At 73.8% G+C, this 13,861-nt stretch carries 11 protein-coding genes and 1 riboswitch; of the genes, 6 read left to right on the top strand and 5 right to left on the bottom strand.

All coding sequences use genetic code 11. The annotated features are described in order from the left end of the window. Positions 1–113: 113 nt before the first annotated feature. A complete protein-coding gene (locus ACOJUF_RS20330; protein WP_420123636.1) occupies positions 114–1,376 on the bottom strand; it encodes a multidrug effflux MFS transporter in 1,263 nt (420 codons plus the stop codon). A 199-nt stretch (positions 1,377–1,575) separates the two neighbouring features. Between ACOJUF_RS20330 and ACOJUF_RS20335 the strand changes: the two genes are divergently transcribed. Beyond that, a complete protein-coding gene (locus ACOJUF_RS20335; protein ID WP_420123637.1) occupies positions 1,576–2,685 on the top strand; it encodes a DUF2235 domain-containing protein in 1,110 nt (369 codons plus the stop codon). A gap of 136 nt (positions 2,686–2,821) precedes the next feature. On the opposite strand, the gene ACOJUF_RS20340 is transcribed toward ACOJUF_RS20335, so the two are convergent. Then, positions 2,822–4,237 carry an aromatic acid exporter family protein gene (locus ACOJUF_RS20340; protein WP_420123638.1) on the bottom strand — a complete coding sequence of 472 codons (1,416 nt, stop codon included), beginning with the start codon at positions 4,235–4,237 and terminating at the stop codon, positions 2,822–2,824. Between the two features lie 184 nt (positions 4,238–4,421). On the opposite strand from ACOJUF_RS20340, the gene malQ reads away from it, so the two are divergent. Then, a complete protein-coding gene (malQ, locus tag ACOJUF_RS20345) occupies positions 4,422–6,608 on the top strand; it encodes a 4-alpha-glucanotransferase (protein ID WP_420123639.1) in 2,187 nt (728 codons plus the stop codon). A 134-nt stretch (positions 6,609–6,742) separates the two neighbouring features. On the opposite strand, the gene thiE is transcribed toward malQ, so the two are convergent. Then, complete coding sequence (gene thiE / locus ACOJUF_RS20350) at positions 6,743–7,384, bottom strand: thiamine phosphate synthase (protein ID WP_420123646.1); 642 nt, start codon at positions 7,382–7,384, stop codon at positions 6,743–6,745. Between the two features lie 652 nt (positions 7,385–8,036). Beyond that, positions 8,037–8,146: riboswitch (TPP riboswitch) on the top strand. Between the two features lie 67 nt (positions 8,147–8,213). Here thiE and ACOJUF_RS20355 point away from each other — a divergent pair. The 3 genes from ACOJUF_RS20355 to ACOJUF_RS20365 are packed head-to-tail and all read left to right on the top strand — an operon-like array spanning position 8,214 to position 10,455. Beyond that, entirely contained in the window at positions 8,214–9,452 is a 1,239-nt protein-coding gene (locus ACOJUF_RS20355; protein ID WP_420123640.1) for an FAD-dependent oxidoreductase, read from the top strand. Next, complete coding sequence (gene thiS / locus ACOJUF_RS20360; RefSeq protein WP_420123641.1) at positions 9,449–9,649, top strand: sulfur carrier protein ThiS; 201 nt, start codon at positions 9,449–9,451, stop codon at positions 9,647–9,649. The genes ACOJUF_RS20355 and thiS overlap by 4 nt, the downstream gene beginning before the upstream one ends. Further along, complete coding sequence (locus ACOJUF_RS20365) at positions 9,646–10,455, top strand: thiazole synthase (RefSeq protein WP_420123642.1); 810 nt, start codon at positions 9,646–9,648, stop codon at positions 10,453–10,455. The genes thiS and ACOJUF_RS20365 overlap by 4 nt, the downstream gene beginning before the upstream one ends. Before the next feature lie 154 nt (positions 10,456–10,609). Here ACOJUF_RS20365 and ACOJUF_RS20370 read toward each other — a convergent pair whose 3' ends face one another. Both ACOJUF_RS20370 and ACOJUF_RS20375 read right to left on the bottom strand, forming a co-directional pair. Further along, a complete protein-coding gene (locus ACOJUF_RS20370; RefSeq protein ID WP_420123643.1) occupies positions 10,610–10,891 on the bottom strand; it encodes a hypothetical protein in 282 nt (93 codons plus the stop codon). Positions 10,892–11,211: 320 nt separating this feature from the next. Continuing rightward, a complete protein-coding gene (locus ACOJUF_RS20375) occupies positions 11,212–12,912 on the bottom strand; it encodes a PHA/PHB synthase family protein (protein ID WP_420123644.1) in 1,701 nt (566 codons plus the stop codon). 169 nt (positions 12,913–13,081) lie between these two features. Here ACOJUF_RS20375 and ACOJUF_RS20380 point away from each other — a divergent pair, with 169 nt between their 5' ends. After that, positions 13,082–13,759 (top strand): PadR family transcriptional regulator, encoded by a 678-nt coding sequence (locus ACOJUF_RS20380; protein WP_420123645.1) that lies wholly within the window; start codon positions 13,082–13,084, stop codon positions 13,757–13,759. Positions 13,760–13,861: the final 102 nt, after the last annotated feature.

Raw genomic sequence — 13,861 nt, forward strand, 5'->3', positions numbered from 1 at the left:
CGGCTCCTCCGTCGCCGCATTCACTCAGGCCACCCCTCCCGTGCTCGATGGTGGCCTCGCAGGCTCGGCCAACGAGGGTGGCTCACCCGGCCGGACCGAGCCCGGCCCCGCGGTCAGTGCGGGGTGACCGCCTCGGCGGCCGCCAGCACCGTCTCCCGGTCCGCCGGCCGGGCCGCGGCCGCCGCCAGGGGGCGGCGCAGCGCGATCACCAGGACCAGCGTGACCAGGGCGGAGGCCAGGATGACGGCGGCCATGGCCACCGGCGACGCCGCGTCGAACAGGCCGGAGATGGGGGCGATGCCGGCGCCGACGGCGAACTGGACCGCACCGAGCAGGGCGGCCGCGCTGCCCGCCCGGTGGGCGTTGTGGGCGAGCGCGATCACCGGGACGGCGGGCAGCAGCAGCCCGGCGGTGAGCAGCGTGAAGATCAGCGTGCCGGCCAGCGCCCACGGGCCCAGGCCGAGCAGCGCGACGAGCAGCATGACCGCGGCGACCACCGCCGCGAACGACACCCCGGCCAGCAGGATCCGCTCGGGTCGGACGCGGCCGAGCAGCGCGCCGTTGATCTGCGTACCGGCGGTCACCCCGACCGCCCCGGTCGCGAAGATCAGGGCGAACTGCCCGGTGGTCAGGCCGAAGCCCTCCTGGAAGACGAAGGTCGCCGACGAGACGTAGGTGAAGATGCCGGCGAAGGAGAACCCGCCCACCAGCGCCAGCCCGATGAACACCGGGTCCCGCAGCAGCGACGCGTACGAGCGGCCGGCGGCGGCCAGGCCGCCCGACCGCCGCCGCTCGACGGGCAGTGATTCCCGGAGGAACACCGCGGCCAGCACGAACAGGACGGCGCCGACGGCGGCGAGGGCGGCGAACATCGTCCGCCAGGTGCTCCAGGCCAGGACCTGGGCGCCGATGATCGGGGCGATGCTCGGAGCGACCCCGACCACCAGCATCATCCGGGCCAGCGCCTTGCCGACCTGGATGCCCTCGAACCGGTCGCGGATGATCGCGGTCGAGAGCACCATGCCGGCCGCCGCGGTGAATCCCTGCAGGAAGCGCAGGGCGGTCAGCATCTCCACCGAGCCGACGAACACGATGGCGGCGGAGGCGACGACGTAGAGACCCAGGGCCACCAGCAGCGGCAGGCGGCGCCCGATCGCGTCCGAGACGGAGCCGATGACCAGCTGACCCAGCGCGAGCCCGGCCAGGGTGGCCGTGATGGTCAGCTGGACCGCCGCGGGGTCGGTGGTCAGGTCGGCGGTGATCTGGGGGAAGGCGGCCAGGTAGAGGTCGATGGTGAACGGCCCGATCGCGGTCAGCGCGCCGAGCAGCATGATGAGCGAGGCCGGGATCCGGCTGGCGCGCACGCCGACAGACATGAAGGAACCTTCCGGGGATTCGTTGACTCTTCCACCAACCGCTTCGGAGGGACGCGCATTCCGGTTCGGCGGTGGGTTCATGGGAAATCGATGTGACGGGTCCCTCAGCCGGGTGCGAACCGGGCGTCCGTGGGCGCTGCGCCGTCGCTGCGACGATATTGCGGTTTCGCCGAAATGTCCGATGCGGGACCCTGGGCGGGTGCCCAAGAACATCGTGGTGCTGTGTGACGGGACGTGGAACCGGGCGGACCAGACCTGCCCGACCAACGTGGAGAAGGTCCGGACGGCCGCCGTCGACGGGCCCGAGCAGATCGTGCGCTACGTCCCCGGCGTGGGCACCGACCCGGGCGTGCTGGACCGGTTCCTCGGCGGCGCGTTCGGCCTGGGGCTGTCGGCCCGGGTGATGGAGGCCTACCGGTTCGTCGTCGAGAACTACGCGGACGGCGACCGGATCTACCTGTTGGGGTTCAGTCGCGGCGCCTACACCGCGCGCAGCACGGCCGGCATGATCCGCAACGTCGGGGTGCTCCGGCCGGCGTTCCGCGACGAACGGACCTACCGGCGGGCCATGGCGATCTACCGGGATCGGCGGTCGGCGGACCTGCGACCCGACGGTGACCGGGCGGTCGCCTTCCGGGCCGAGTACTCGGTCAGCCCGCGGATCCGGTTCGTGGGGGTGTGGGACACCGTCGGGGCCCTGGGCATCCCGCTCGGCGGCCTGCGCCTGCTCAACAAGGTGAACCGGCGCGCGCAGTTCCACGACACGCAGCTGAGCAGCACGATCGAGGCGGCGTTCCACGCGCTGGCGATCGACGAGCGGCGGCGGGCCTTCCGGCCGACGCTCTGGCAGCCCTCGCGCACCGCCCCGGCGACCCAGCAGGTCGAGCAGGTCTGGTTCAGCGGCGTGCACAGCAACGTCGGCGGCGGCTATCCCGACACCGGCCTGTCGGACATCGCGCTCAACTGGCTGGCCGGCCGGGCCGCCGAGCACGGCCTGCTGTTCCGGACGCGGCCGCCGGGCACGGGGGGTGCCCGGGAACGCGCCCTCGAGAAATGGATCGGCTCCGACCCGCGGCTGGACGCGCCCCTGACCGACTCCCGCCGCGGCATCTTCCGGCTCGGCCGCCGCTACGTGCGCCGCCTGGGCGAGGACGGGTCGTCGGCGACGGAGGCGGCCTTCTTCACCGCGCAACGGCGCTGGGACGACGACGCCGCCTACCGGGACGCGGCGGCCAACCTGGCCACCTACCTCGACGGAGGCGTCGGGCGGATCCTGCCCCTGGACGAACCGGCCCGGAGCACCGGCTGATCGATCGTCATGTCCGCGCGGGTTCGACGGTCTGCGGGGATCCGACGGGTCTGCCGAGCCTCGTCCGGGCGAGCGGTGCGCGGTGCGGCGGATGTTCCGCACGGAGTGGCCGGTGCCGGCCGCGAGACTCCGGCGGTCAGCCCCGCCCGCCCGGTCCGGAACTGGCCCGGCCACCCGGACGCGACACCGCCCGCATGCGGCCGGTGTCCAGCGGCGAATCGTCGCGGATCGGCCGGCCGGCGCGGTGACCGGCGGGCCGGCCGAGCGGGAGCCGGTGCGGGCCGGTCTGGTCCGCCGGCAGTGGCCGTCGATCACGCGGGTCGGCCGGCCGGCGGCCGGTCCGCGGCGGGTGCAGCAGGTGCCCGGCGTGCCGGATGATCTGCAGCGACTCGGCCAGCGGGTTCGGCCGGGCCGGCCGCGGCCGCCGCGCCTGGCCCAGCACGTCCAGGTCCCGCAGCACCCGTTCGACCGCCTCACGGACGGGTTCGCTCAGTTCCCACCCGTTCTGCGCGCCGTCGGCGCCGGTGTCCATCATCCGCAGGTCGTCCGCCCGGTCCCTGGCCTCCCGGAGCCGCTCCAGCGCGACGGCCAGGGCGCGTTCGGTGTGCTCGACGTCCGCGGTGCCCTCGTGCCGGGCCAGCTCGCCGAAGGCCTCGATGCTGGCCGCGACGTCGGCGAGCAGGGCGGCGAACACCAGGCGCAGGTCCTCGCCGCGGGCCGGGTCGACCGTCGGGCGGTCGCGCACACCGTCCAGGATGGACCGGAACATGCTGCGCACGGTCACCGTGGTGTGCTCCAACGCGTCCAGCTCGGCGCGCAGGCTCCCGCCGGTGTCCGGCTCGACCAGGGCGCGGGCGTTGAGCCGCCGGCCGGCCGCGGCCTGCCGGAGCGCCTGGTCGATCTCGGGAACGTTGCGCGACAGCCGCCGGGCGTCGTCCATCCAGCGCAGCGCCTGCTGCTCGCCGATCGGCTCGGCCAGCTCGGCCGACGCCGTCCGCAGCAGCCGCGCGAGCCGGCCGGCGAAGCGGTGGACGGCGCGGGCGGCGGACTCGTCACCGATCCCCGGCGGGAACGCCAGGTTCACGGCCAACCCGACGGCCACGCCGATCAGCGTCTCGGCGATCCGGTCCAGGGCCGCGGCCTGCGCCCCACCCACGGCCAGCACCAGCATCCCGCTGATCGGCACCTCGAGCATGTGCGGGCCCAGCCGCAGCAGCTGGCCGACCAGGATCGACACCGCGACCAGCACGCCGAGCGACCACCAGGTGAGCCCGACGACGCTGGAGAACAGCACCGCCAGCAGCACCCCGGCGCCGACGCTGACGATCCGCTGCAGGCCGCTGGTCAGGCTGTCCTTGAGGGTGATCTCGACGACCAGCAGCGCGGTCAGCGGGGCCAGGATCGGCGTGGTCCCCGGGAACAGGACCAGGGCGACGACGAAGGCGGCGACGGCGGCCCCTGTCAGGCGCAGCGCGCGGGCGGCGGCCGGGCGACCGCGCAGGCGCAGGCGGGCCAGGCCGGCGTCCACGAGGCGGCGCGCGGTGGTGGGCATGACGGGCGTCCTCTGTCTTGGTGACGGTTCGACGGCGATTCGATGGCGGTTCGCCGAAGGGGAGTGGCCCGGGCCGGCCGGCGCGGGCAGCTCTTGACAGACGTCCCGGGTCGCGCACCGGATGGGCGGCCGTGATGTGATCTGTCGCATCCCGGTTCCCGAGCGAGGTAGAGGATTGCCGCCGATGGACCTGCACGAATCGCTGCACCGGCTGGCCCAGACGCACCGGATCGCGACGGAATTCTGGGACTGGCGCGGCCGGCACGTGACGGTGCCGGACGAGACGATCGCCCGGGTGCTCACCGCGCTCGGGGTCGACGCGGGCACGCCCGAGGCGGCCGAGCGGGCGTTGCGCGACGCCGACCTCGCTCCCTGGACCCAAATGCTGCCGCCGACCCTGGTCATCCGCGCGGGCTGGGGGCCGACGGTCGACGTGCACGTGCGCGACGGGCAGGACGTCGCCGTCTGGATCGAGCTGGAGAACGGCGGCCAGCGCAGCAACCTGCGGCAGGAGGACAACTGGGCGCCACCGCGGCTCGTCGCGGGACCGTCCGGGGAGCGCCTGGTTGGCGAGGCCACCTTCCGCATCCCCGACGACCTGCCCACCGGCTACCACCGGCTGATGGCCTGGTCGGACGGCGACGAGGCGTCCTGCGCGCTGATCGTGACCCCGGGCTGGGTCGGCATCCCGGAGCGCATGGCCGGGCGCAGCTGGGGCATCGCCACCCAGCTCTACAGCGTGCGCTCGGCCGGCTCCTGGGGCGTCGGCGACATCACCGACCTGGCCGACCTCGCCGTGTGGGGATCGTCCGGGCTGGGCGCCGACTTCGTCCTGGTCAACCCGCTGCACGCGGCCGAGCCGTCCGGGCGGATGGAGCCGTCGCCCTACCTGCCCACCACCCGGCGCTTCCAGAACCCCATCTACCTGCGGGTGGAACGGATCCCGGAGTACGTCGACCTGCCGGCCGCCGACCGGGCCCGGGCGGAGCAGCTGCGCGCCGCCCTGCAGGCCGACCTCGACGGGCTGGATGCGATCGATCGCGACCGGGCCTGGGCCGCGAAGTCGGCGGCCCTGCGGCTGGTGCATGCGGTTCCGCGGACGGCCGGCCGGGAGCTGGCCTACGCCGCCTACCGGGAACGGGAGGGCGCCGGGCTGGACAACTACGCGACCTGGTGCGCCCTGACCGACCGGCATGGCGACGACTGGCACACCTGGCCGGCCGAGCTGCAGCATCCGGAGTCGCCCGCGGTCGCGGCCTTCCGGGCCGCCCACGAGCAGGACGTGGACTTCTACCGCTGGTCGCAGTGGGTGGTGGACGAGCAGCTGTCGGACGCGCAGAACGCGGCCCGGCGGGCCGGCATGTCGATGGGCGTCATGCACGACCTCGCGGTCGGGGTGCACCCGGAGGGTTCCGACTCGTGGAGCCTGCAGGACGTGTTCGCCGCCGGGATGACGGTCGGGGCGCCGCCGGACGCCTTCAACCAGGCCGGGCAGGACTGGGCCCAGCCGCCCTGGCGTCCCGACCGGCTGGCCGAGCAGGAGTACGCGCCGTTCCGCGACATGGTCCGGACCGTGCTGCGGTCCGGCGGCGGCGTCCGCGTCGACCACATCATCGGGCTGTTCCGGCTCTGGTGGATCCCGGAGGGGCTCGGCCCGACCGAGGGCACGTACGTCCGCTACGACCATGAGGCGATGGTGGGCATCCTCGCGCTGGAGGCGGTCCGGGCCGGCGCCGTCGTCGTGGGCGAGGACCTGGGCACGGTCGAGCCCTGGGTGCGCGAGTACCTCGCCGAGCGCGGCATCCTGGGCACCTCGATCCTGTGGTTCGAGTTCGAGTTCGAGGGGGACGGCCGGCCGCTGCGGCCCGAGTGGTGGCGGGAGTACTGCCTGGCCTCGGTGACCACCCACGACCTCCCGCCGACCGCCGGCTACCTGGCCGGCGATCACGTCCGGCTGCGCGACTCCCTCGGCCTGCTGACCCGCAGCCTGGACGAGGAGCTCGCCGCCGACGACGCGGAGCGCGCCGCCTGGATCGACGAACTTCGGGTGCGCGGAGCGCTGACCGCCGCGACCGCGACGGCGGTCGCGGACACGCTCGACCCGAACGCGCCCGACCCTGCCGGTCTGGAGCTGGAGGCGACCATCCACGCCCTGCACCGCTACCTGACCTGGACGCCGTCCCGGCTGATCAGCGTCAGCCTGACCGACCTCGTGGGGGACCGGCGCACCCAGAACCAGCCCGGCACCGTCGACGAGTACCCGAACTGGCGGGTGCCGCTGACCGGCCCCGACGGCGCCCCGCTGAGCCTGGAGCAGGTCTTCACCTCCCGCCGCGCCCGCCGGTTGGCCGAGGTCGTCAACGAGCGCTGACCGCGCGGATCAACAACGCCGGCGCGGATCAACAACCCCCGAATGTGACGGGTGGGACGGAAGTCGCCGACTTGATCCGCGCGGGAGGAGCGGTGGGCCGGCGCCGGTCAGCCTGTCCTGAGGCCGTCATGCCCTCATGCCCACGTGTCACCGGTCGACGCCAGCCGGTCGGCGGCGGCCCGGGCGGCCGCGCCGGGGTCCTCCGCCTCGGTGATCATCCGCACGACGACGACCCGTCGGGCGCCCCGGGCGATGACCTCGTCGAGCCGGTTCAGGCTTTCGATGCCGCCGATGGCGAACCACGGCCGCCGGTCCTGATGCGCGGCGGCGTGGTCCAGCAGCGACAACCCGGCCGCCGGCCGGCCCGGCTTGGTCGGGGTGGTCCACGTCGGGCCGGTGCAGTAATAGTCGACACCCGGTTCGCCGCGGGCGGCGTCGGCCTGCGCCGGGTCGTGGGTCGACCGGCCGATCAGCACCTCGTCGCCGACGATCCGCCGGGCCTGCGGCACCGGGAGGTCGTCCTGGCCCAGATGGAGGATCGGCGCCCCGGACGCCAGCGCCACGTCGGCCCGGTCGTTGACCGCCCAGAGCGCGCCGTGCCGGGCCGCGGCGTCGGCGAATACCTCCAGCAGGCGCAGTTCGTCGCGGGCCTCCAACCCCTTCTCCCGCAGTTGCACGATGTCCACGCCGTTGCTCAGCACGGCGTCCAGGAAGTCTGCCAGGTCGCCCTGCCGGGCGCGGGAGTCGGTGCACAGGTACAGCCGGGCCCGCGCCAGGGCCGCGCGTGGGTCGCCGGGGCGGGGCGCGCCGGTCCGGGGGTCGACGGGCCGGGGCGCGCCGGGCTGGGGATCGACGAGGCGGGGATGCTGCTGCTCGGTCACCGGCGGAACCCTACGGGGCCCCGGGTGGCAGACCGGTCGCACCACCCGGCGCGGGTGAGCGGTCCGGGACCCCCGCGGTTCACCGGTCCGGGTCTCCCCGGGACCGGGGTTCCGGGCCGCGCCGATGCCCGGTCGACTTGCCAGGTTGTGCCCTGGATCGGGCCGGATCGGGGCCAAAGGTGGCGAGTCGGCGCGGGTGGGGCCCCGCCTGGGCTGCGCCGATGGTCCGGGTTCCGGTCCGCGCCGATACCCGGTCGACTTGCCAGGTTGCGCCCTGGATTCGGCCGGATCGGGGCCGAACGTGGCAAGTCGGCGCCGGCCGGGCCCGCCCCGGGGCCGGATCGGGGCCGAAGGTGGCAAGTCGGCGCGGGTGGGGCCCGCCCCGGCCGACCCCGAACCACCCGCGTTCGGCCACCCGCGTCGACCGCGTCCGGCCACCCGCGTCCGGCACGCGGCCGGTGATCCGGTGTCCGCATCGCGACCCGGGCCGTCCGGTTGCACCGGGGTTGCCGCCCCGTTCCACCGGGGCGCCGCGTGCCGTAGGGTCGGCGGTGCACGCGGGAGCCCGATGGATCGGGCTGAGAGGGTGGCTGCCAGCCGCCGACCGTCCGACCTGAACCGGATCATGCCGGCGTAGGGAGTTTGCCCCTTCCCCGGGCCGGACGAGTCGGTGCCGGACGGTACCCCTGCCCGTCCGGGCAGCCCGCCGACGGAAGGGGTACCGATGGAGCCGACGGAACGTCGCCGTCCGGCCGCCGACGTGCTGGTGATCGGCGCCGGCGTGATCGGGTTGGCGATCGCCTGGCGCTGCCGGCAGCGTGGTCTGTCGGTCACGGTCGTCGACCCGGCGCCGGGCTCCGGCGCCTCGCGCACCGCCGCCGGGATGCTCGCTCCGGTCACCGAGCTGCATTACGGCGAGCAGTCACTGCTCGCCCTGAATCTGGCCTCCGCCGCCCGGTACCCCTCGTTCGCCGCCGAGCTGCAGGAGGTGACCGGCCGGTCGATCGGCTACCGCCGGTCGGGCACGGTCGTCGCCGCCTGGGACGCGGCCGACCTGGCGGCCCTGCGGGATCTGGCCGGGTTCGCCGCCACGCTCGGCCAACCGGTGCAGACCCTGACCGGGCGAGAGCTGCGTGCTCTCGTGCCGGGGATCGCCCCGGGTCTGCCGGGTGGCCTGCTCGCCCCCGAGGACCACCAGGTCGACAACCGCCGGCTGCACGGGGCTCTGCTGGCGGCCGTCGCCGGATCCGGGGCCGCACTGATCGACGCCCCGGTCGCCCGGATCGACCTGGCCGGCGACCGGGTCAACGGCGTCACGCTAGCCGACGGGACCGCCCTCGCCGCCGGCACCGTCGTGCTGGCCGCCGGTGCGCACTCCGGCCGGATCGCCGGCCTGCCGGAGGGGGCGCGTCCCCGGGTGCATCCGGTGAAGGGCCAGACGGTGCGGTTGCGGATGGCGGTCGAGACGATGCCGCCGCTGATCCTGCGCGGCACGGTCAAAGGTGCGCCGGTCTACCTGGTTCCCCGCGACCCGGACGGGCCGGCGTCCGGCGACGGCGCCGCACCGGCCCGGCCCGGCGTCGGGCCCGCGCGCGGCGGGCGGTCCGGCACCGCCGAGCTGGTCATCGGCGCCTCCAGCGAGGAGGCCGGGTTCGACTGCACGCCCCGCGCCGGGGCGGTGTACGAGCTGCTGCGGGACGCCCAGTCCCTGCTGCCGGCGGTCTCGGAGGCCGAGCTGGTCGAGGTCAGCACCGGCCTCCGCCCGGGCTCGCCGGACAACGCCCCGCTGATCGGGCGGACCGGGATCGACGGGCTGGTCGTCGCGACCGGTCACTACCGCAACGGTGTGCTGCTCACCCCGATCACCGGTGACGGGGTGGCCGCCCTGCTCGCGGACGGCGACCTGCCGCCCGCACTCGACGCGTTCCAGCCGGAGCGCCGCGCCCCCCAGGAGGTCCGATGAACGTGGTGGTGAACGGCCGGCCACGCGACGTCGCGGTCGGCACGACCCTGCAGGGTCTGGTCACCGGGGAGACCGGTGGCGGCCGGGGCGGCGCGGCCGCCCTGGACGGCGACGTGGTGCCCCGCTCGCTCTGGCCGCAGACCGCCCTGCGGGACGGCAGCGTCGTGGAGATCGTGACGGCGGTGCAGGGCGGATGAGCACCGTGCGCGAACCGTCGTCGCCCCCGGTCGGCCCGGCCGATCCGTTCGTGGTGGCCGGGGTCGAGCTGGCCTCCCGGCTGCTGCTGGGCACCGGCGGGGCGGCCAGCATGGCCGTCGTCGAGGAGACCATCGCCGCGTCCGGGACGGCGCTGTGCACCGTGTCGATGCGCCGGCACGGCGTGGCCGCGGAGGGGTCGCTGCTGGACGTGCTCGACCGGCACGGGGTGCGGATCCTGCCGAACACGGCCGGCTGCCGCACCGCCCGCGAGGCGGTTCTCACCGCCGAACTGGCCCGGGAGGCGCTGGAGACGAACTGGGTCAAGCTCGAGGTGGTCGCCGACGAGTTCACCCTGCTGCCGGATGCGGTGGAACTGCTGGACGCGGCCGAGCAGCTGGTGGCCAGGGGCTTCGTCGTCCTGCCGTACACCAACGACGACCCGATCCTGGCCCGCCGGCTGCAGCAGGCCGGGTGCGCCGCCGTCATGCCGTTGGGGGCGCCGATCGGCACCGGGCTGGGTATCACCAACCCGCACAACATCGAGCTGATCGTGAGCGAGGCGACGGTGCCGGTGGTGCTGGACGCCGGGATCGGCACCGCGTCCGACGCGGCGCTGGCCATGGAGCTGGGCTGCGACGCGGTGCTGCTGGCCACCGCGGTCACCCGGGCCCAGGATCCGGCGCTGATGGCGGCGGCCATGCGGCACGCCGTGCTCGGTGGTCGGGCGGCCCGCCGGGCGGGCCGGATCCCGCAGCGCCGGCACGCCCAGGCCTCGTCCCCGGTGCAGGGCATGGCCGTGCTCTGAGCCGGGCGAGCGCCGGGCGGCCGATCCCGTCGGCGTCCCCGGCCGGAAATGCGCAAACGCCCGGCCGGAACCCCTGACGGGGCCCGGACCGGGCGTCACGGCGACTCGCGGCCGGCGGCGGGGGTGCGTTCCCCGCCGGCGGCCGTCAGACGAGTCAGACCTGCGGCTTGACCGCGGTCAGGAACTTCTCGGTGTACGCCTTCTGGTTGGCGACGAGCTTCTCGGTGAAATCGAAGTAGATCGAGGAGACCTCTTCGACGGTCGGCAGGCCCTCGGGGGTCGGCAGCGACGGGACGTTCTTGGCGGCGTCCTTGGCGGCATCCGGGATCGCGGAGGTCACGCGGGAGATGGCGTCCAGCGAGGCGTCCTGGATCTTCTGGATCGCGGCCAGGTACTGCTCGGCGGCTTCCTGAGCCTGCTTGGCGAAGTCGGACATGTCAGGTTCCTTTCGGTTGTCGGGGGGCCGGACGCGGGAGAGAAACTCTCTTCCGTTCCGATCGTCCTGCGTAGTCTACCAAGCACTGCGCGGTCGGTCAAGCAGTGCATCTACATTTTGTTGCGGCGTTCGGCGGACCGTCGTACCGCGCGTCCTCAGGTATAGCGCCGGGCGCCGCCGAAAAGATCCCGAGTGTGACCGGACGAACGCGGACGGCGCACCTCCGGGGGCGTCACCGCGCCCGGATGTGCGCCGTCATGTCGATCGGCCCGGGTCGATCAGTGCGGGTCGATCAGTGCGGGTCGATCAGCGCGGGTCGATCACGGTGCCTTCTGCTTGACGTAGCTGCCCGGGGCCTCCTCGAGCGGCGCGAACTGCGCGCTGCCGAGCTTGGTGCGGGCCTTGACCTCGGAGCCGCCGTGCGGGGCCAGCCACTCGTACCAGGTCGGCCACCAGCTGCCCGGGACCTTCTCGGCGGCCTCGAACCAGGCGTTCGGGTCGGCCGGCGTCCCGCCGCCGTCCGGCGCGGTCCAGAAGTTGCGCTTCATCTTGGCCGGCGGGTTGATGACGCCGGCGATGTGCCCGCTGGCGCCGAGCACGAACGTGGCGTTGCGCAGCAGCTGCGTGCTCTCGTACGCCGAGGTCCACGGGACGATGTGGTCCTCCTTGGAGGCGTAGACGAACACCGGGATGTCCAGGGCGCCCAGGTCGACCTTCTCGCCGAGCATGGTCAGCGCGCCCGGTTCGCGCAGTTTGTTCTCCAGGTAGGTGTTGCGGATGTAGTAGCAGAACATCGGGCCGGGCAGGTTGGTGTCGTCGCTGTTCCAGTAGAGCAGGTCGAACGCGGGCGGCGCCTGGCCCTTGAGGTAGCCCTTGACCACGTACGGCCAGATCAGGTCGTTGGCGCGGAGGGCGGCGAACACCTGGGCCAGCTCGCTGCCCTTGAGCAGGCCGCCGTTGCCGATCGCGGACTCGCGGGCGGCCACGCCCTCCTTGGTGACCAGCAGGCCGATCTCGCCGGTGTCGGCGAAGTCCAGCAGGGTGGTCAGCAGGGTCAGGCTGGCGACCGGGCTCTCGCCGCGGGCGGCCAGCACCGCGAGCGCGCTGGAGATCAGGGTGCCGCCGATGCAGAAGCCGAGGGCGTTGATCTTGTCGGCCTTGCTGATCTTGAGCGCGGCGTCGATCGCGGTCAGGACGCCCTGCTCCAGATAGTCGTCCCAGGTCACCTTCTCCTGGGACGGCCCGGCGTTGCGCCAGGACACCAGGAACACGGTGTGGCCCTGCTCGACCGCGTGGCCGACGAACGAGTTCGCCGGCTGCAGGTCCAGGATGTAGTACTTGTTGATGCACGGCGGCACGATCAGCAGCGGCCGCTTGAAGACGTTCTCGGTGGTCGGCGTGTACTGGATGAGCTGGATGAGCTCGTTCTGCAGGACCACGCTCCCGGGCGTCGTGCAGACGTTGACGCCGACTTCGAACGCCTTCTCGTCGGTCATCGAGATGCGGCCCTTGGCCAGGTCCTCGGTGAACAGCTTCATGCCCTCGGCCAGGCTCGCGCCGCCGGTCTCCATGGCCAGCTGGAGCGCCTCGGGGTTGGTCAGCAGGGTGTTCGCCGGGCTGAGCGCGTCGGCGACCTGCCGCAGCGCGAAGCTCCACTGGGCCTTGGAGCGCTCGTCGATGGGCGCCGCCGCGAGGGCCTTCTGGGCCAGGTCGGTCTGGGCCAGATAGGTCTTGGCGACCAGCTCGTAGCGCGGGTCCTTGGTCCAGGCCTCGTCGCTGAACCGGCGGTCCTTGATGCCGTCGCCCTGGTCGGCCGCGCCCAGGAACGGCGCCCAGAACGCCTTCATGGCGTCCATCTGCCACTGGGTCATCTGGGCGACGGCCTGGGTCCAGGGGGCCGCGGCGGCGGTCACCGCCGCGGAGGTGTTGGCGACGTCGCCCACCGGCCACAGCACCATCGGCTGCTGGGTCTTGATCAGATCGGTCAGCCAGCTGGTGGGATCGGGCAGGGGTGAGGTCATGTCAGGGCTCCCTGAAATACGACGGAACGAGCACCCAAGAGCCTCCCACGTCGGCCGGGCAGATGCTGGTCCGATCCCGCTGGGCGGTGGGCCGGAAAGTGTGACGTCGTCGCGACGTCATCGGTGCCGGATCTTGACGCCACCCAGTCAGCGGGTAGATAGTCAGACCATGACTAATCAGGGGCGGACGCGGACTCTCCGGCCGAGCCCGCTGACGCTGATGGTGCTGGTGCTGCTGGCCGAGGCGCCGATGCACCCGTACGAGATGCAGCGGGTGATGCAGGCCCGCGGCAAGGACACCGTGGTCCGGGTGCAGCGCGGGTCGCTGTACCCGGCGGTGGAGCGGCTGGCGGCGGCCGGGCTCATCGAGCCGGCCGAGACCGAACGCGCCGGCCGGCGTCCGGAGCGCACCGTGTACCGCATCACCGAGGACGGCCGGGAGACCGCCGAGCTGTGGCTGACCGGCATGCTCCGCGAGGTCCGCAACGAGTACGCCGAGTTCCCGGCCGCCCTGTCGTTCCTGCCGCTGCTGTCCGCCGCGGACGCGCGGATCGAGCTGACCGCCCGGCTGGTCGCGCTGGGCAAGAGCATCGCCGCGATCCGGTCGGTGACCGACGGCCTGAACGACCGGTTCCGGTTGCCCCGGCTGTTCCTCATCGAGACCGAGTACCAGCTGACCATGCTCGAGGCCGAGTACCGCTGGGTCGCCGGCGTCGTCGACGACATCGCCGAAGGTCGGCTGAGCTGGGACGACGGCCAGATCAAGGCCTGGGCGGACGAGGTCCAGCAGCGGATCGGGCTGATCCCGGGCATGGCCCGGCCGATGACCGGCGGCCCGGCGCCGTAGCGCGCGCCGCCCGCGGGTGGCCGAGCGCGCACGGCCACGGTCGAGCACGACCACGGTCGAACATGACCACGGTCGAACCGGACCACCACGCGGCCGGTGGGG

Origin of the sequence: Nakamurella sp., from assembly GCF_048594475.1 — a bacterium.
Lineage (GTDB): Bacteria > Actinomycetota > Actinomycetes > Mycobacteriales > Nakamurellaceae > Nakamurella.